Origin of the sequence: Rhodococcus sp. ACPA1 (assembly GCF_002300195.1) — a bacterium.
Lineage (GTDB): Bacteria > Actinomycetota > Actinomycetes > Mycobacteriales > Mycobacteriaceae > Rhodococcus_F > Rhodococcus_F opacus.
In genome coordinates this window covers 496491-513069 of record NZ_NSDX01000001.1, presented here as the reverse complement: position 1 = coordinate 513069, position 16579 = coordinate 496491, and the positions used below count along the sequence as shown (strand labels likewise).

Annotated in this window: 19 protein-coding genes and 1 tRNA gene; 11 read left to right on the top strand and 9 right to left on the bottom strand. The window is 67.8% G+C overall.

The window, feature by feature from the left end; genetic code table 11:
• Window positions 1–19: 19 nt before the first annotated feature.
• From CJ177_RS02245 to CJ177_RS02230, 4 genes are read right to left on the bottom strand one after another with little or no spacing between them, the layout of a single operon-like run.
• The gene (locus tag CJ177_RS02245; protein ID WP_061700304.1) at window positions 20–922 is read right to left on the bottom strand and encodes an acetaldehyde dehydrogenase (acetylating); all 903 of its coding nucleotides are present in this window, start codon (window positions 920–922) and stop codon (window positions 20–22) included.
• An 11-nt stretch (window positions 923–933) separates the two neighbouring features.
• Window positions 934–1719, bottom strand: coding sequence for a 2-keto-4-pentenoate hydratase (locus CJ177_RS02240; RefSeq protein WP_061700305.1), 786 nt, complete (start codon window positions 1717–1719; stop codon window positions 934–936).
• The gene (locus tag CJ177_RS02235; protein WP_095867190.1) at window positions 1719–3431 is read right to left on the bottom strand and encodes an FAD-binding protein; all 1713 of its coding nucleotides are present in this window, start codon (window positions 3429–3431) and stop codon (window positions 1719–1721) included. Before CJ177_RS02235 ends, CJ177_RS02240 begins: the two co-directional genes overlap by 1 nt.
• Entirely contained in the window at window positions 3428–4303 is an 876-nt protein-coding gene (locus CJ177_RS02230) for an alpha/beta fold hydrolase (RefSeq protein WP_061700307.1), read from the bottom strand. Before CJ177_RS02230 ends, CJ177_RS02235 begins: the two co-directional genes overlap by 4 nt.
• A 197-nt stretch (window positions 4304–4500) precedes the next feature.
• Between CJ177_RS02230 and CJ177_RS02225 the strand changes: the two genes are divergently transcribed.
• A complete protein-coding gene (locus tag CJ177_RS02225) occupies window positions 4501–5037 on the top strand; it encodes a flavin reductase family protein (RefSeq protein ID WP_095867189.1) in 537 nt (178 codons plus the stop codon).
• A 33-nt stretch (window positions 5038–5070) separates the two neighbouring features.
• Here the strand turns inward: CJ177_RS02225 and CJ177_RS02220 are convergent, their stop codons facing one another.
• Window positions 5071–5964, bottom strand: a complete 894-nt coding sequence (locus CJ177_RS02220; RefSeq protein ID WP_061041474.1) for an IclR family transcriptional regulator — start codon at window positions 5962–5964, stop codon at window positions 5071–5073.
• Between the two features lie 203 nt (window positions 5965–6167).
• Between CJ177_RS02220 and CJ177_RS02215 the strand changes: the two genes are divergently transcribed.
• Together CJ177_RS02215 and CJ177_RS02210 are read left to right on the top strand one after the other, a co-directional pair.
• Window positions 6168–7064, top strand: coding sequence for an LLM class F420-dependent oxidoreductase (locus CJ177_RS02215; RefSeq protein ID WP_005238868.1), 897 nt, complete (start codon window positions 6168–6170; stop codon window positions 7062–7064).
• The gene (locus tag CJ177_RS02210; RefSeq protein ID WP_005238867.1) at window positions 7061–7543 is read left to right on the top strand and encodes a nuclear transport factor 2 family protein; all 483 of its coding nucleotides are present in this window, start codon (window positions 7061–7063) and stop codon (window positions 7541–7543) included. Before CJ177_RS02215 ends, CJ177_RS02210 begins: the two co-directional genes overlap by 4 nt.
• 90 nt (window positions 7544–7633) lie before the next feature.
• Here CJ177_RS02210 and CJ177_RS02205 read toward each other — a convergent pair whose 3' ends face one another.
• On the bottom strand, window positions 7634–9097 hold the full coding sequence (locus CJ177_RS02205) for an MFS transporter (RefSeq protein WP_025432145.1): 1464 nt from the start codon (window positions 9095–9097) through the stop codon (window positions 7634–7636).
• A 244-nt stretch (window positions 9098–9341) separates the two neighbouring features.
• Here CJ177_RS02205 and CJ177_RS02200 point away from each other — a divergent pair, with 244 nt between their 5' ends.
• The 5 genes from CJ177_RS02200 to CJ177_RS02180 all read left to right on the top strand — a co-directional run bounded on the left by CJ177_RS02200 (window position 9342) and on the right by CJ177_RS02180 (window position 13522).
• Entirely contained in the window at window positions 9342–10277 is a 936-nt protein-coding gene (locus tag CJ177_RS02200) for a 3-oxoacyl-ACP reductase (RefSeq protein WP_061700309.1), read from the top strand.
• A 25-nt stretch (window positions 10278–10302) separates the two neighbouring features.
• On the top strand, window positions 10303–11046 hold the full coding sequence (locus CJ177_RS02195) for an SDR family NAD(P)-dependent oxidoreductase (RefSeq protein ID WP_005238864.1): 744 nt from the start codon (window positions 10303–10305) through the stop codon (window positions 11044–11046).
• Between the two features lie 23 nt (window positions 11047–11069).
• A complete protein-coding gene (locus CJ177_RS02190; protein WP_095867188.1) occupies window positions 11070–11903 on the top strand; it encodes a mycofactocin-coupled SDR family oxidoreductase in 834 nt (277 codons plus the stop codon).
• 90 nt (window positions 11904–11993) lie between these two features.
• Complete coding sequence (locus CJ177_RS02185) at window positions 11994–12533, top strand: MarR family winged helix-turn-helix transcriptional regulator (RefSeq protein WP_061700339.1); 540 nt, start codon at window positions 11994–11996, stop codon at window positions 12531–12533.
• A gap of 5 nt (window positions 12534–12538) precedes the next feature.
• Entirely contained in the window at window positions 12539–13522 is a 984-nt protein-coding gene (locus CJ177_RS02180) for a helix-turn-helix domain-containing protein (protein WP_061700311.1), read from the top strand.
• Here CJ177_RS02180 and CJ177_RS02175 read toward each other — a convergent pair.
• Both CJ177_RS02175 and CJ177_RS02170 read right to left on the bottom strand, forming a co-directional pair.
• On the bottom strand, window positions 13494–14096 hold the full coding sequence (locus tag CJ177_RS02175; protein WP_061700312.1) for a metallophosphoesterase: 603 nt from the start codon (window positions 14094–14096) through the stop codon (window positions 13494–13496). The two genes, CJ177_RS02180 and CJ177_RS02175, sit on opposite strands and share 29 nt — an antisense overlap.
• Window positions 14093–14527, bottom strand: coding sequence for a hypothetical protein (locus tag CJ177_RS02170; protein ID WP_061041481.1), 435 nt, complete (start codon window positions 14525–14527; stop codon window positions 14093–14095). Before CJ177_RS02170 ends, CJ177_RS02175 begins: the two co-directional genes overlap by 4 nt.
• Before the next feature lie 168 nt (window positions 14528–14695).
• Here CJ177_RS02170 and CJ177_RS02165 point away from each other — a divergent pair, with 168 nt between their 5' ends.
• The 3 genes from CJ177_RS02165 (at window position 14696) to CJ177_RS02155 (ending at window position 16463) form a co-directional block, all read left to right on the top strand.
• Window positions 14696–15139, top strand: coding sequence for a hypothetical protein (locus tag CJ177_RS02165; protein WP_005238858.1), 444 nt, complete (start codon window positions 14696–14698; stop codon window positions 15137–15139).
• Window positions 15140–15293: 154 nt separating this feature from the next.
• Window positions 15294–15665, top strand: a complete 372-nt coding sequence (locus tag CJ177_RS02160; RefSeq protein ID WP_061041482.1) for a hypothetical protein — start codon at window positions 15294–15296, stop codon at window positions 15663–15665.
• A 21-nt stretch (window positions 15666–15686) separates the two neighbouring features.
• Window positions 15687–16463, top strand: a complete 777-nt coding sequence (locus CJ177_RS02155; RefSeq protein WP_095867186.1) for a trans-aconitate 2-methyltransferase — start codon at window positions 15687–15689, stop codon at window positions 16461–16463.
• A gap of 26 nt (window positions 16464–16489) precedes the next feature.
• Here CJ177_RS02155 and CJ177_RS02150 read toward each other — a convergent pair.
• Window positions 16490–16566 (bottom strand) — tRNA-Leu (locus CJ177_RS02150).
• Window positions 16567–16579: the final 13 nt, after the last annotated feature.

Genomic DNA, 16579 nt, shown 5'->3' with positions numbered 1-16579 from the left:
GTGAATGGGGCGGACGCGCTCAGACGCTCGCGCCGAGGATCTGCGTCGCGAAGCTCTCGCCGACCTTGGTGGCGGCGGCGGTCATGATGTCGAGGTTGCCGGAATAGGGCGGCAGAAAGTCGCCCGCTCCCTCGACCTCGAGGAAGATGCCGACCCGGGCGAGGCCACCGCTGATCGGCGTCGGGTCGTCGAACTGCGGTTCGGCGCGCAGGCGGTAGCCGGGGACGTACGCCTGCACGGATGCCGCGACGTCGTGGATGGACGCGGTGATCGCGTCCCGGTCGGCGTCGGCGGGAATGGAGCAGAACACGGTGTCCTTCATGAACATCGGCGGTTCGGCCGGGTTCAGGATGATGATGGCCTTGCCCTTCTTCGCCCCGCCGATCGTCTCGATGCCCCGGCTCGTGGTGATCGTGAACTCGTCGATGTTCGCGCGGGTACCCGGGCCTGCGGACGGCGACGCCACGCTGGCGACGATCTCGGCGTACGCCACCTCGGTGATCCGGGAGACGGCGTGGACCATCGGGATGGTCGCCTGGCCGCCGCACGTGATGAGGTTGACGTTCGACGCGGTCCGGTGCTCGCCCATGTTCACGGCGGGCACGACGGCAGGTCCGAGCGCGGCGGGGGTGAGGTCGACGGCCTGGATGCCGAGTTCCCGGTAACGGGGCGCGTTCACCCGGTGCACGTAGGCGGACGTGGCCTCGAAGACGATGTCGGGACGCTCGTCCTGGGCGAGCAGCCAGTCGACGCCCTCGGCACTGGCGATCACACCCCGGTCCGCGGCGCGCTCCAGTCCCTCGCTGTCCGGGTCGACGCCGATCATCCAGCGGGGCTCGATGATCTCCGAGCGGAGGAGCTTGTACAGGAGGTCGGTGCCGATGTTGCCGGATCCGACGATCGCGGCGAGAGCCTTGGTCACAGTTGTCGCCTTTACTTGAATTCTACTGATACGGAACCGATGTCACTGAAATCGGCGCGGAACACGTCGCCGGGCCGGGCGTCGATCGCGCGGGTGCACGAGCCGGGCAGGATCACGTGCCCGGCCTCCAGTCGCACTCCGAAGCTCGCGACCTTCCGGGCCAGCCACGCCACGGCCTTCGTGGGATTGCCGAGCACCGCCGACGCCTCGCCCCGCGCGATCTCCTCCTCACCTTGGAACAGCACGGCGGAGATCCCGCCGATGTCGACGTTCGCCGGTTCCACCCGTCCGGCACCGAGGATCACCCCGGCCGAGGACGCGTTGTCGGCGATCGTGTCGGCGAGTCCGATCTTCCAGTCGGTGATGCGGGAGTCGATCAGTTCGATGCTGGGAACGATGTATTCGGTGGCCGCCAGCACGTCCGCCTCGGTGCATCCCTCCCCCGGCAGGGTCTCGCCGAGGACGTACCCGATCTCCACCTCGATGCGCGGGTAGCAGAATCGGGCGGTGTCGATCGGCGTCCCCTCGGCGTACACCATGCTCGACAGCAGATGCCCGTAGTCGGGTTCGTCGACGCCCATCATCTTCTGCATGACCTCGGACGACAGCCCGACCTTGTGGCCGTACACCGTCTCCCCCGCTTCCCGCCGCGCCCGGATGTTGATCAGCGCGATCTCGTAGGCGTCGACGACGTCGATGCCCGGGAACACGGTGGTCAACGGGTCGATCGGCGCACGGCCGTGTTCGGCGTTCCGCAGGAGGTGGGCGGCGGACAGTCGTTGCGAATCGCTCAGCATCACGCCACCTCTCCCGCACGTGAGTGCTGTCGTGTGTCCGGGGACGCTTTGCCACTCACGTCGGCGACGTGCAGCGCGGCGATGTAGCCGAACACCATGGCGGGACCGATGGTCGCGCCCGCACCGGCGTATTCGTTGCCCATCACCGACGCCGACGTGTTGCCGGTGGCGTACAGGCCGTCGATGACGGAACCATCCTCGCGGAGCACCCGCGCGTCGGCGTCGGTGACGAGGCCGCCCTTGGTGCCCAGGTCGCCGGCCTCGCACCGGATCGCGTAGAACGGTCCCTCGACGATCTCGTCGAGGCACGGGTTCTTCATCGTCGGGTCGCCGTAGTACCGGTCGTATGCGCTGTCGCCGCGGCCGAAGTCCTCGTCCTTGCCGGTGCGGGCGAAACCGTTGAACCGGTCGATCGTCGCGACCAGGGTGTCGGCCTTGACGCCGATCGCGTCGGCGAGATCGCGCAGCGTGTCCGCCTTGTGCACGACCCCGGAGTCGTAGAACCCCTGCGGGAACGGCACACCCGGCAGCACCTGCGCGAACGGGTACCGCGACTTCGCCTTGCCGTCCATCACGAACCACGCCGGGACGTGACCGCCGTCGAGTTGGTCGTGGACGAAATTCACGTACGGCGACGACTCGTTGGTGAAGCGTTCGCCGCGGCCGTTGACGATCACCGACGGCGGAATACACCGCTCCGACACGAGCGGGATCACGGCGCCCATCGGGTGGAACACCGACGGCATCCACCAGGCATCGTCCATGAGGTCGACTGCCGCGCCGAGCTTCTGGCCCGCGACGATGCCGTCGCCGGTGTTCTCCCGGGCGCCGGCGCTGACGTCCGGGACGCCGTGCTTGGGCAGGTACTTCGCGCGCATGTCCTGGTTGTGGTCGAAGCCGCCGGTCGCGAGCAGCACACCGCGACGCGCGCCGATACGGATCGTCTGCCCGTCACGCTCGGCGAGCACGCCCACGACGGCACCGGTTCCGTCGACGATCAGTTCCGTCATCGACGTCTTCAGCCACAGCGGCACCCCGGCATCCTGGAGGACCATCCGCATCCGCGCCACGAGTGCGCGGCCGCCGGTGGCCATGTGGCGGCGGCGGATCACGTTGGACGCCACCCGCCACGCCGCGACCAGTGATGCCTTGCGGCCCTTCCAGGTGCGCTTGACCATCGCGAGGTCGTGGTAGTCCTTGGACGTGACCCACAGTCCCAGCGGACCCTTCATGCTGTTCGGCCGCTGGTACTGCTCGTCCTCCTTCAGCGCCCGGGTGTCGAACGGCTTGCATTCGATGGTGCGTCCGAGCGGACGGCCGCCGTCGTACTCCGGGTGGTAGTCGGAGTAGCCCTTCACCCAGTAGAGCTTCATGTGCGGGCTGCGGTCGAGCAGGTCCATCAGCTCGGGGCCCTTGTCGACGAACGCGTCGAGACGGTCGGCGGGAACCGTGCCCTCGGTGATGATGTCGAGGTAGCGGCGGATCGATTCCCGCGAGTCGACCACCCCCTTCTCCCGCAGTGTCGGGGCGTTGGGAATCCAGATGCCGCCCCCGGAGATGGCGGTGGATCCGCCGAACGTGGCGCCCTTGTCGATGACGAGAGTGTCGATTCCCCGGTCGGCCGCGGTGATCGCCGCGGCCATGCCGCCGCCACCGCTGCCGACGACGAGGAAATCGACCGTGGTGTCGAAGTTTTCTTCGGTGCCGCTCATCGTCCGGTGCCGTCCTTGCGGAGCAGGAAGGCGAGGACGGCACTCTCGAACGCCGTCTTCTGCTCGATCATCGCCCAGTGCCCGCAGTTCGGGAACACGTGCAGTTCCGCCCGCGGAATCGACCGCATCGGGATGATCGCCATGTCCAGCGGGCTGACCCGGTCGTCGCGACCCCACGTGAGCAGCGTCGGCGCCTTCACCTTGTGCAGCTGAGCCCAGTACGGCGTCGCATCGGACTCGAGTGCCGCCTTGGCGCCGGCCTCGAACGCCGCCTTGCTGTACATCTTGCGGGCACTGGCGAGGGTCTCGGGGTCGGTTGCCTGCGTCCAGCGTTCCTCGATCAGTTCCTCGGTGACCATCGCGGGGTCGAACACCATCGAGTGCAGCCACGCGATCAGTCGTTCCCGGGTGGGGTCGTCCGTGAACTCCATCAGGAGGTTGATGCCCTCACCGGGGCCGGGGCTGAAGAGGTTCCTGCCGATGCCACCGATGGTGATCAGCTTGCCGACCCGGTCGGGGTGTGCGATGGCGAACTGGGTGGCGACGATGCCGCCCATCGAGTTTCCGAGCATCGCCACCTCGTCGAGTCCGAGCCCGTCGAGGAAGCGGAGTACCGCGTCGCCTGCGGTGAGCATCGGATGACCGCCGAAGTCGTCGCTGACCCCGAATCCCGGGAACTCCAGGACGAAGGTGCGGAAGTGCTCGGCGAAGACGCCGAGGTTGCCGCGGAAGTTGCGCCACCCCGTCACGCCGGGGCCGGAGCCGTGCAGCAGCAGAAGAGGCGGGCCGTCGCCGGCCTCGTGGTAGCGAAGCACGCCGAGGTCGGTCTTCAGCTCCTTCAGGGTGCCCTCGTAACTCGAGTCAGTCGTCATGGTCGGTCACGTTGCCAGCGCGCTCCCGGCTCGGACAGAAGCGATCCCGGTCAGCGAGACATCGCCCTGCTCGCGCAGGCATCGGCCGGGGATTTCCACTGACCGAGACGGCATCTCGTGACGGTTCCGGGCCGTCCTTAGCCTCGGGGACGATCGTCGAACGGGTCGGCGACGGAAGAGCAATCGGAGGCGGTCTGATGGCAACGGAACCGGCCGGCACCCAGCCCGGGACACGCTCGGACGCACCGTCACCGGACGAGATGCGCCGTGCCCTCGGCCAATTCGCCAGCGGAGTGACAGTGGTGACCGGGCTCGACACGGAAGGTCCGGTGGGATTCACATGTCAGTCGTTCGCGTCGGTGTCCCTGGAGCCGCCGCTGATCCTGTTCTGCGCCGATCACCGCGGGCGGGCATGGCCGCGCATCCGGCGGTCGGGGCGCTTCACGATCAACGTGCTGCGCGAGGACCAGACGGACCTCTGTTTCCGGTTCGGCTCGAGCCGGGGCACCAAGTTCGACGGTCTGTCCTGGGAGCCGTCGCGGTGGTCGACGCCGTCGCTGTCGGGGGTTCTCGTGCGCGTGCACGCGGACGTGCAGTCGGTGCATACCGCCGGCGACCACGACGTGGTGATCGGACGCGTCCTGGAACTCGAATCGGTGTGCGAGGAGCGTCCGATGGTGTTCTTCCGGGGCGGTTTCGGCCTCGACGCCGCTCCGCGACCCGTGCGCGCGTAGCGAGTCCGGAGACTCGTCACGCGCGCACGGGCGCTACAGCCATTGCCCGGACTGCACCGCGAGGAGCTGGTCCAGGGTCTCGGTCGACCAGGAGCTGTCCGGCATTTCCGGGGTCCGGCGGCCGCGACGCGGTGTTCCCAGCTCGGGGTGGAGGGTCCGGGTGACTTCCCTCGCGGCGTCGACGACGAGCGGGGCGACGCGTTCGAGTTGGACGGTGCGCGCGTCGCCGCACAGCGAGATGCCGGCCACCGGCCCGTCGGCGCTGCGGACCGCGACACCGACGCAACCGATTCCGCGCACCGCCTCCCCCCGCTCGAACGCGAGACCGCGGCGCTGCCGGATCCGGTTGAGCTCCTGGTGCAGTGTGGACAGTTCGGTGATCGTGCGGTCCGTGCTCCGGTTGAGCCGCGGCCCGTACATGCTGTCGACCTGCTCCGGGTCGACCCACGCCAGCATCGCCTTGCCGCCCGCCGTCGTGTAGGCGGGAACGCGCCCACCCACCCGCGACGGCAGGCTCGCGGCCATTCGCCCGCCCACCTTGTCCAGATACACGCTCTCCGCGCCGTCCAGCACGGCCAGGTGCACCACCATTCCGGTCTGCATGTGCAGTTCGTGCAGCAGCGGGGCCGCCGCGGCCCGCACCTGGCTGTGCCCGTTGTCGCCGCCGCCGAGCCCCATCGCGCGCCGTCCGAGGCAATAGCCGAAGCTCGCGTGGTCGACCCAGTCGAGGCGGACCAACTGGTCGAGGATGCGGTGCACCGTGGACCGCGGCAGCCGGGTGCGGCACGCGACCTCCTCGAGGGTCAGGCGCGACGTGCGGCCGTCGAACGCGTCGAGGATCAGCGTCATCCGCTCGACCATCGACGGGGGCAGATCCTTCTTCGCAGCGGGTACCGACAGTGCATCATCCGAATCGACGACAGTCATCGACGCCTCCAAATATCCTGGTCACACGCATACGCCCGACAAAAATTGAAATGAATTCTTAAAATGTACCAGTCGTGCCCGCCGCGGGGAAGAATTCGGACAACCGCCGCGTCCGGTCACCGGGAATGCCCGCGCGGCACCCGGGCACCTCCACTACAACGGTGACGACAGACCGACCCCCCCGACAGCGGAGTAACGAACTGATGCACATAGGAATCGCGCCGCCCATCGTCATCGCGCACCCCGCCGTCCGCGCAGACTGGGAGCTCGGCGCCGGCATCGCGGAGTTGACCGCGATCGCCCGCACTGCCGACCGCCTCGGCTACCACCACCTCACCTGCAGCGAGCACGTCGCCGTACCCACCGACGTCGCGGTCGAGCGCGGCGGCACCTACTGGGACCCGCTCGCGACACTCGGGTTCCTCGCCGCCCAGACCACCGGCATCCGCCTCGCTACCCAGGTTCTCGTACTCGGGTATCACCACCCCCTCGAGATCGCGAAGCGCTACGGCACGCTCGACGTCGTCAGCGGCGGCCGGCTCGTCCTGGGCCTCGGCGTGGGCAGCCTGCGCGAGGAATTCGACCTGCTCGGCGCCCACTTCGACGACCGGGGCGCCCGCGCCGACGACGCACTCGCGGCGCTCCGTGCGTCGCTGTCGCAATCTCGACCCGAGTACCACGGCACGTTCTACGACTTCGACGGCGTCGTCGTCGAACCGCACGCCGTCCAGCCGCGGGTCCCGCTGTGGATCGGGGGACGGACACTGCGGTCCCTGCGCCGCGCTGCGACGCTCGGCGACGGGTGGGTGCCGTTCGGCCTCTCTCTCGACGAGTTGTGCGCGCTGCTCGCCAGGGTCGACGTCCCCGACGGATTCGACGTGGTCCTCAGCGCGGGCGCGCCCCTGGACCCGATCGGCTCCCGCGACACCGTGACCCGCGCCCTCGAACGACGACGCGACGCCGGGACGACCGTCGTCAGCGTCACCCTCGCGTCCACGAGCGCAGCCCACTACTGCGAGCAACTGGAGGCCCTCCGGCAGTTGGGCGACGAACTCGGCCTCTCCTTCCGCACCGCAACCGAAGACAGGATCCGTCCATGACCGGCACCGACGAACTCGTCCGCGCACTCGCCGAACGCGTCACCGCACTCGAAGACAAGCTCGCCATCCTCGAATTGATGACCGCCTACGGTCCCGCCATCGACAGCGGTTCGGCCGACGCGGTCGCGCGGCTGTGGACCGAGGACGGCGTGTACGACGTCGACACCGGGGTGATGCGCGGGCATGCGGCCATCACGGCGATGGTGCAGTCGCAGGCGCATCAGGGCTGGATCGGTGGTGGCTGCGCGCACATGCTCGAGCCCGGGCACGTGCGCGTCGACGGTGACACCGCGGTGGCCACGTGCAAGTCGCAGTTGATCATTCACGACGACGACGGGTTCCGCGTCCACCGGATCACCGCCAACCGGTGGGAGCTCGCCAAGATCGACGGCGCGTGGAAGGTGACCCGGCGCGTCAATCGGTTGCTCGACGGTCGGGAGGAGGCGCGCACCCTGCTGGCGGCTGGTGTGCGCGCCTGAGCACCGGCTCTGCCACACCGACACGAGGCCCGCAGATGATACGGGCCTCGTGTCGGTGCGCGCGGAGGAACGATGTGCGCGGAGGAAAGATCAGGCGACCATCTCCGACTTGGGCGCCGTCGCGTCCACTGGACGCTCGATCTTGTTGCGAGTGAGGAGAAGTCCCATCACCGCGGCCAGCAGTCCCGCGACGGCGAGTGTGAAGAAGGCGTAGACGAAGCCCTTCTCCGAATACTGCGCGGCGCGGCCCACCAGCACGACACCGGGGATCGCGACGATGGCGATCATCACCTGACTGCCGATCGCACTGCCCAGCGAGCCGGACAGGTTCAGCATCCCGCCGGCAATCCCCTGCGTCTGCGCGGGCACGGTGCGCATGATGAGGTTCGGCAGCGTCGCCGACGCGGAACCGAGCCCGAGTCCGATCACCAACTGCCCGAACATCATCTGGACCGTCGAGTCGTGCAGCGTAGCGAGCAGGAACGATCCGAGAGCGAGGGACGCGCCGCCGAACACCAGAACCGGCGCCGGGCCGATACGACGGGTGAAGTATCCGCCGACCGGGCCCGCGATCATCGACACGACGCCCGTGGGGACGGTGTAGACGGCGACGGCAAGGGCGGTCACTCCGAATCCGTAACCGAGACCGAGGTCGGGATCGGTCATCACGAACATCGGGATGAGCATCGAATGACTGACCAGGACGAACTGGACGAAACCGCTGGCGGCCAATGTCTTCGCGACGGGTCCCTGCTTCAGCATCTGCAGGTCGATGAGCGGTTCCTTCGGCGTGCGTTCGTAGAGCAGCCAGCCGGCGAGAATGGCGAGCCCGCCGCCCACACACAGAAGCGTCTGCGGGGCCGTGTAACCCCACGCGGTGGCTTTGCCGATGCCGAACAGCAGCACGAATGCGCCGAGGCCGAGGATGGCCGCGCCGAGCACGTCGAGCTTCGACCGCGTCCGCAGTGTGGTCTCGGGAACGAAGATCGCGACCGCGATTCCGACGACCGCCACGTGGAGGAGTTGCGCCCAGAACACGCCGGTGTAGCCGAAGTGGTCGATGAGGTAGCCGCCGATGATCGGGCCGAGGATGGTGCTGGCGCCCATTCCGGTGGCGACGAAGCCCACGGCCACGGGAATGATCGACGGGGGCAGTATGTCTCGGATCAACCCGTAGGCGAGCACGAGTATCGCCATCCCCGCACCCTGGAGTCCGCGGCCCACGAGGAAGAGTTCGAAGTTGGGGGCCAGCGCGCCGAGTAGTGAACCGGCGCCGAACACCGCGGCGGACACGAGCATCATCCGCTTCTTGCCGTAGATGTCGCCGAGTTTGCCGACGAGCGGAGTCGAGGCGGCGAGGACGAGCGTGACGATCGTGATCACCCAGCCGACGTTCGCGGTGCCGAAGTGTTTCGCGATCTCCGGTAGCGCCGGGGTGACGAAGTTGTAGGCGAGCGGGATGACTTCGACCAGAAGGATGATCAAGGCCAGGAGAGCGAACGACTTCCCGCGTGAGAGCGGTGCGCGCTCCGCCTCACCTGGGGACAGGGGCATGTTATGCATATGTGGCTCCGGGGGATTCGAGAGGATCAGCACGCCCAACCTGGCATGCCGCCCAGTGACGTCGACCACAGTTCCCACTCACCGAGACCTGCCCGCAGCCGGTGTCATCGATGCCGAATCGGCAGGGAAAGTAGAAAACATTCCTCTATCAGATTGCGCTTCTTTGGTGACTGATCAGTAGTTTATGCGATACAACTAGAATGAAATCTAATTCTTCTCGCAATCAGGAGTTCCCATGACGGAATCACTCAGCCTCGCCGGACGCACTGCCGTCGTCACCGGCGCGGGCGCAGGCCTCGGCCGGGCCGAAGCCCTCGCACTCGCCGCCGCCGGGGCGGCAGTCGTCGTCAACGACATGGGCGACGGCGCACACGCAGTGGCCGCGGAGATCGCGGCGGCCGGCGGCCGCGCCACCGCCGTGACCGGCGACGTCTCCGACTGGTCGCTGGGCGAACGCCTCGTGCACGAGGCCGTCAGCACGTTCGGATCGATGGACATCCTCGTCAACAACGCCGGAATCCTGCGCGACAAGATGATTTTCAACCTCTCCGAGTCCGACTGGGACGACGTCATCCGCGTCCACCTCAAGGGGCACGCCGCCACGTTGCGGGCCGCGGCAGTGCACTGGCGCGAGGCGAGCAAGGCCGCCGGAGGCCCCGTATACGGGCGGGTCGTCAACACGTCGTCCGAGGCATTCCTGTTCGGATCGGCGGGCCAGCCCAACTACTCGGCCGCGAAGGCCGGGATCACTGCACTCACACTGTCGACGGCACAGGGCCTGTCCCGCTACGGGGTGCGCGCCAACGCGATCTGCCCGCGCGCCAGGACGGCCATGACCGCCGACGCGTTCGGCGAGAACACGGCCGACGCGGGACTCGACCCCCTGTCCCCCGAACGGGTCGCCACCCTCGTCCACTACCTGTCCTCCCCCGCCGCCGACCAGGTCAACGGACAGGTGTTCGTCGTGTACGGCAAGATGGTCGCACTGATGGCGGCACCGAAGGTCGAGAATCGCTTCGACGCAGCGGGTTCCGCGTTCTCACCCGAGGAGCTCGAGGAGCTTCTCACACCCTATTTCGCCGGCCGCGGACCGTATGAGAATTATGCCGCGTTCAGCGTCGCCGAACTGGAGAAGTTCGCGCTGGCGACCGGCGACACCGCCGGTGCCTGAGCCACACTGGCAGAAGGAGCACACGATGAGGCTGCACGGAAAGACGGCGATCGTGACCGGCGGCGCCGGAGGCATCGGCCGGGCCGTGACGACGGTGTTCGTCCGCGAGGGCGCCGACGTCCTGTTCGTCGACATCGACGACGAACGCGGCAAGGATCTCGAGCAGGAACTGGGATCGTCCGCTCGCTTCCTGAACGCCGACATCTCCCGGCGCGAGTCCGCCGAGCAGATCCGGGACGCCGCCGTCGCCGCGTTCGGATCCGTGGACGTGCTGGTCAACAACGCCCACGCATCCCGGCAGGCACTGTTGATCGACCACACCCAGGAGATGTTCGACCTCTCGTTCCGGACCGGGTTCTATCCGGTCGTGCACCTCATGCAGGCCTGCTACGAGCAGTTGAAGGCGGCGAAGGGTTCGGTGATCAACTTCGCGTCCGGGTCCGGGCTCGACGGCATGCCCACCCAGACGTCGTACGCCGCGGCGAAGGAAGCGATCCGCGGCGTCAGCCGGGTGGCGGCCAACGAGTGGGCCGCCGATCAGATCCGGGTCAACGTGATCTGCCCGTTCGCCGCGACCGAGGGCGTCCTCGCCTGGCAGGAACGATTCCCCGAACGCGCCGCCGCGTCCGTGGCGAAGGTTCCGCTCCAGCGGATCGGCGATCCCGAGACCGACATCGCGCCCGTCGCGGTGTTCCTCGCGTCCGAAGATTCGCGGTACATGACCGGACAGACACTGATGGCGGACGGCGGCAGCATCAAGCTGCGCTGATCCGCCCGGACAGGAGAACGACGATGGAAGACTTCGAAGGCCGGGTCGCCCTGATCACCGGCGGCGCCCGCGGTCAGGGCCGCAGCCACGCGGTCGCACTGGCCGAACGCGGAGCGGACATAGTTCTGTGCGACCGCTGCGAGGACAGCCCGGCCGTGAACTATCCCCTGGCCACTGCCGCCGATCTCGACGAGACCGCGGAGCTGGTGCGCGCCACCGGCCGCCGGTGCATCACCGCCAAGGCGGACACCGCGGACCGGGCCGCGATGGACGCATTGGTCGCGGAGGCGGAGTCCGAGTTCGGGCGAATCGACGTCGCGGTCGCGAATGCCGGCGTCTCGGTGGCCGCCCCGGTGCAGTCGCTCACGCAGGAGCAGTGGTCGGAGGCGATCGGTTCCAATCTCACCGGCGTCTTCAACACCGTGGGAGCGGTGGCGCCCGGAATGATCCGGCGGGGATACGGCCGGATCGTCACCATCTCGTCGATGCTCGGCCGGGCCGGCAACACCAACATGGCCGCGTACGCGGCGTCGAAGTGGGGTGTCATCGGGCTCACCAAGAGCGCGGCGCTCGACCTCGCCCCGCACGGCATCACGGTGAATGCGATTGCACCGGGCAATATCTCGACACCGATGATTCACAACGACGCCCTCTACCGAATGATGCGGCCGGACCTGGAGATGCCCGGAGCGCAGGACGTGGAACCGGTGTTCCGCAGCCTGCACGCCCAGCCCGTGGCATGGCTGGACGCCGCCGAGATCACCCGGGTCGTGCTGTTCCTCACCGCCGCGGGCAGCGCACACATCAGCGGCATCGTCCTGCCCGTCGACGCGGGCAATGCCGCACGCGGCCTGTGAGTACTTATCAACGTCGGGCGGTTGACAAGTACTCACGGGTGCCAATGGTCAAGGCTTTGATTACACCGATTCGGCCGCTAACCTGTGCTCATGCCCGACGAGACGACCGACCAGAGCAACCTGGACTTCCTGTCCTTCGTGGACTTCGCGGTGGGCAAGACCGTCGACGAACTGCCCGAGGTCGATCCGGTGTCCATGCGGCTGGTTCTCGCGCTGCACCGCGTGACCAGTGCCCTCGTCTACGACCTCGAGTCGACGGTCCACCGGCCCAGCGGGTGGAGCTGGCCCGGATTCCGGGTGCTGTTCGTGTTGTGGCTCGCCGGACCGTGCGAAGCCAAGCGGGTGGCCTCGCTGTCCGGGATGAGCAGGTCTGCCGTGTCGGCGCTGGTGAATACGCTCGAGCGCGACGGTCTCGTGACGCGGCGACCGTCCGCAGGCGACCGCCGGGCGGTCGACCTCGAACTCACCGACGCCGGGCACGACGCCATCGTCAGCACGTACTCGGCGCACAACAAGCGTGAGCAGACGTGGACCGAGACGCTGACAGCGTCGGAACGGCTCGTCCTGATCGGGTTGCTGGAGAAGCTGGCGTCGGGCACCGCCGCACGCGAAGCCGTCAAACGCAGTTGAGGTAGGTGGTCGTGAGCAGTCTCATCCGTCCGGGGGAACGCCTCGTCTCGTTCGACGAGTTCCGCGAGTCGGTGAGCGACGCGTTCGTCCCCCTCGAGATGACGTCGGCAGACCACGACGACTTCCGTGGCGTCGTGCGCGGCGCGACGGTCGGTGCGATCCGGATCAGCGAGGTCACGGCCGCCCCGCACGTCATTCGCCGAACACCCCGGACCATCCGCACCGCCAACCCCGACTACTTCAAACTCGGACTGCAGGTGCGCGGGTCTTGCGTCCTGAGCCAGGACGGCCGCGCAGCCGCGCTCGCCCCCGGCGACTTCGCGATCTACGACACGACCCGGCCGTATCAGCTGTCGTTCGACGACCGGTTCCGGATGCTCGTCGTGATGTTCCCCCGGCACCTGCTCCGCGTTCCGCCCGACGGCATCGCCCAGCTCACCGCGCGCCGGGTGCCGGGCGGCCGGGGGCTCGGTGCCGTCGTCACCCCGCTGTTGCGCGGGCTCGGCGAGCAGATCGCCGACGCCTCCCCCACCGTCGCGGTCCACCTCGGCGACGCCGTCCTCGATCTGGTCGCGGCCGCTTTCGCGGAGCAACTCCACCTCGCCGACGGGCTGATCCAGCAGTCGCGCGGGAACGCACTGCGAGTTCGGGTCACCGCCTTCATCGACGAGCGGCTCGCCGACCGGGAGCTGGATCTCCACTCGATCGCCACCGCGCATCACATCTCGGTGCGGCACCTGCAGAAGATCTTCGAGGCCGACGGCGACACGGTGAGCGGATGGATCCGACGCCGCCGTCTCGAGCAGTGCCGACGCGATCTCGCCGACCCCCGTTACCGCGATCTGCCCGTCTCGGCCATCGGTGCCCGCTGGGGTTTCGCCGAGGCCGCCCACTTCTCCCGGCTGTTCAAGAACACGCACGGATCGACGCCCGGCAGATACCGCGCCGACGCCACACCGGTCACCGGGTCGACGCGTCCGATCCGATGATCTCCCCGATCTCGTCGACGTGCACGGGCCTGCGCCAACTGTCCCAGCCCACGTGGATCTGCCGCGGGTGCACGGACGGGTCGAGCACGCCGTCCTGGTGAGTGTGCCCGTGCAGCAACCAGTCTCCCTCGTCCTGCAACCGGTACGTCACGCCCCGGTCCTCCGCGGTGTGGTCGCCGACGTACGGGAAATGGGAGAGCAGCACCGTCACGCCCGCGATCTTGCGCCGCGCGAACAACTGCACCGATGCGAACGTCTCCAGGAACACCCGTTGCCGGATGTGGCTGTTGCGGTTCGCCATCGGGTGACACGAGTCGTGATTGCCGGGGATCAGATGCATTTCGACGTTCCGCTTCCGCGCGAACTCGTCGAGTGCGCGCAGCGCCCAGTCCTCGGCGGCCTTACCTCCGACGGTGATGTCGCCGAGTATCCAGAGTTGATCGCCGCTCCCGACGGCGGCGCCCAGCGCGTCGAGGATGGATTGGTCGTGCGCGTCGATCTCCGTTTCGAAGCCCCGGATCTCCACCAGCCGTGCGTGACGAAGGTGCAGATCGGACGTGAACCAGACACTCATGCCAGGAACCGTGACCGCAGTTCCGCGAAGAACGCCGCCGACAGCCGCTCGAATTCGTCGGCGCTCACGCGGATCCGGTCGCCGATCTCCAGCTTCAGAACGGACTGGTCGGAGACATACTTCAGGACGCTGATGCCGCGCAGGACGCCGTCATTGCTCATCAACGAGTCCGCGATGATCTCGACTTCGTTGAGCGGGTTCCCGTCCTTGCCCGTCACCGCCCGGATCCGGTGGACGAAGTAACGGTCCAGCACCAGGACCATGTTGGCGAAGAACAGCGGCTCGAAGTCCTCGAGGGCGGCGAAAACCTTCTCGCCCGTGACCTCGCCCGCAATCGCCCCCGTCAGCGACGTGTACGCGGCGACCTGCTCCGCGACGGACGCCTCGGCGTGATCGATTTCGTCCTTCGTGTAGTTCTTCCGTCCGAGCACTTCGCCGTCTCCTTCGATGCACCAGGTGTCGGATCGACACGCTGAACTCCCAGACCAGCAAGTGTTCCACCTTCCACATCCCAGCAGATGAGGGTTCGAGGTGCGATACTCCCGGGTGGCTCCTGCCTCGTATCAACCGGTAACAAAGAAGTCCGGAAGGATGCACCGATGAAGGTAACGATTGCACGAACCGTAGGTATCGCCGCCGCTGTCGCCGGCGCGGGTCTACTCGCCGCACCCACCGCGTCCGCGGCACCCGAAGACCTCACGGTCGGTATCGGCGTCGATGGGAATGTCGTGGTGATGGACGTCCGGTACGCCGCCCCCGGGGCAGTGGTGTGCGTGATGGACGTCCGGTCCGTCGACGGAACCGTCTCGGTCGCCACCGTGGGCCCGACCACCGTGTTGGGCGGAGACGACGGCGAGCTCACGGCCACCCTCGACCCCGGCGAATACACGGTGCAATGGACTTGCTCGAGCGTGCCGTCGTTCGAGCAGTGGGGAAGCATCCCGCCGCTGACCAACGGCACCGTCGAACCCACCATCGTCACCGTCACCGAGACATCCGGGCCGGGCGGCGGAGGCTCGTCCGGTAGCCCGTTCGGCAGCTGACGGACCGTGCGTACGTGAGCGGCAAAGCGTGTTCGAGCACTCTTTCTCACTCACGTACGCGGGAATGGCGAACTTCTTGGACCGACGCGTAACGAAACCGCTGCGAGCGGGGATTGACAGTACGGAATCCCGCAACGGACAGGAACCCTCCGCCATGGCTACCGTCACGCACATCGATATCGCTCGCGCCCGCCGCTCCCGTCGGGTTCTCTTCATCGGCAACCCCACGCGGTACAAAGAGGTGTCGCACTGGGCGATGGTCAAGCAGTGGATGGTGGTCCACGGACTCGAGCCCGTCCGGAAGATGGACGGCCCCGCGCTCTGCGCGATCGTCACCGAGGACGTCCTCGACGGGGTCGGCTCATCCCAGGACGCGCTGACCGTTCAGAATGCCCGCGAACAGGGCATACCGGTCATCAGCGTCCACGACAGCACCCAGATCTGGCAGGCCACGGCCCGCGTCCGCGCGTCCATCGCGCGGGCCGGGGGCGGCGCACACTCGAGCCCGCACCACCAGGGCGCCTGAGGTAGGCCGGGCTCGGCCGTCATGGTCGATTGGGACGGCGAGGGCTACGCCGACGTCGGCGCCCTCCAGCGCGCCGTCGCGGAGAAGTCGATCGCGGAACTCGCCCTCACGGGCAATGAACGGGTGCTCGACGTGGGATGCGGCGACGGATTCGTCACGCTCCGGATCGCGGAACGGCTTCCCGGCGGTTCGGTGGTCGGAGTGGACGCATCGCCGCGGATGATCGCGAAGGCCCAATCCAGAGCCGTGCCGGACGGCACCCGCGCCGAGTTCCGTATCGCCGACGCACGCGACCTTCCGTTCGACGGCGAGTTCGACGTCGCGGTGTCGTTCAACGCGCTGCACTGGGTCCCCGACCTGCAGGTGGCATTGGCCGGAATCGCCCGCAGCGTCGTGGACGGCGGACGGGTGATCATCCAGATCGTGTGCGCCGGCCCGCGGACCAGTGTCGAAGACGTCTTGATGGCCGTGGCGGCGCGCCCGCGATGGGCGGAGTACTTCACCGACTTCTCGGCGCCGTTCATCCACATCCAACCGGAAAAGTTCCGCGACATCGCGAGGGTGGCAGGACTCGACACCACCGACCTCGTCGTGCGCGACGTCGAATGGGATTTCGGTTCCCGGGAGGAATTCGCGCGGTGGTGCACCGTCGGATCCACCGACTGGACCACGCACCTCGACGACGCAGCCGTGCCGGAGTTCATCGACGACGTCGTGCGCGCGTACGAGCAGATCTCGGGACGCACCGGACTGTTCCTGTTCACCCAGATGCGGGCGGAACTCGTCCGAACGTCCTGACCCGCCGCTGAAGCACGCCTGCATGGTGGTGCCCCCAGTCGGACTCGAACCGACACTGTGCGGATTTTAAGTCCGCTGCCTCTGCCAATTGGGCTATAGGGGCCACCGGCCGCCGA

Coding starts and splice junctions, on each gene's coding strand:
- CJ177_RS02235 (WP_095867190.1), bottom strand. CDS start 3,431: ATGAGCGGCACCGAAGAAAACTTCGACACCACGGTCGATTTCCTCGTC.
- CJ177_RS02215 (WP_005238868.1), top strand. CDS start 6,168: ATGCACATAGGAATCGCGCCGCCCATCGTCATCGCGCACCCCGCCGTC.
- CJ177_RS02240 (WP_061700305.1), bottom strand. CDS start 1,719: ATGCTGAGCGATTCGCAACGACTGTCCGCCGCCCACCTCCTGCGGAAC.
- CJ177_RS02165 (WP_005238858.1), top strand. CDS start 14,696: ATGAAGGTAACGATTGCACGAACCGTAGGTATCGCCGCCGCTGTCGCC.
- CJ177_RS02210 (WP_005238867.1), top strand. CDS start 7,061: ATGACCGGCACCGACGAACTCGTCCGCGCACTCGCCGAACGCGTCACC.
- CJ177_RS02185 (WP_061700339.1), top strand. CDS start 11,994: ATGCCCGACGAGACGACCGACCAGAGCAACCTGGACTTCCTGTCCTTC.
- CJ177_RS02155 (WP_095867186.1), top strand. CDS start 15,687: ATGGTCGATTGGGACGGCGAGGGCTACGCCGACGTCGGCGCCCTCCAG.
- CJ177_RS02175 (WP_061700312.1), bottom strand. CDS start 14,096: ATGAGTGTCTGGTTCACGTCCGATCTGCACCTTCGTCACGCACGGCTG.
- CJ177_RS02220 (WP_061041474.1), bottom strand. CDS start 5,964: ATGACTGTCGTCGATTCGGATGATGCACTGTCGGTACCCGCTGCGAAG.
- CJ177_RS02230 (WP_061700307.1), bottom strand. CDS start 4,303: ATGACGACTGACTCGAGTTACGAGGGCACCCTGAAGGAGCTGAAGACC.
- CJ177_RS02225 (WP_095867189.1), top strand. CDS start 4,501: ATGGCAACGGAACCGGCCGGCACCCAGCCCGGGACACGCTCGGACGCA.
- CJ177_RS02190 (WP_095867188.1), top strand. CDS start 11,070: ATGGAAGACTTCGAAGGCCGGGTCGCCCTGATCACCGGCGGCGCCCGC.
- CJ177_RS02160 (WP_061041482.1), top strand. CDS start 15,294: ATGGCTACCGTCACGCACATCGATATCGCTCGCGCCCGCCGCTCCCGT.
- CJ177_RS02195 (WP_005238864.1), top strand. CDS start 10,303: ATGAGGCTGCACGGAAAGACGGCGATCGTGACCGGCGGCGCCGGAGGC.
- CJ177_RS02205 (WP_025432145.1), bottom strand. CDS start 9,097: ATGCCCCTGTCCCCAGGTGAGGCGGAGCGCGCACCGCTCTCACGCGGG.
- CJ177_RS02200 (WP_061700309.1), top strand. CDS start 9,342: ATGACGGAATCACTCAGCCTCGCCGGACGCACTGCCGTCGTCACCGGC.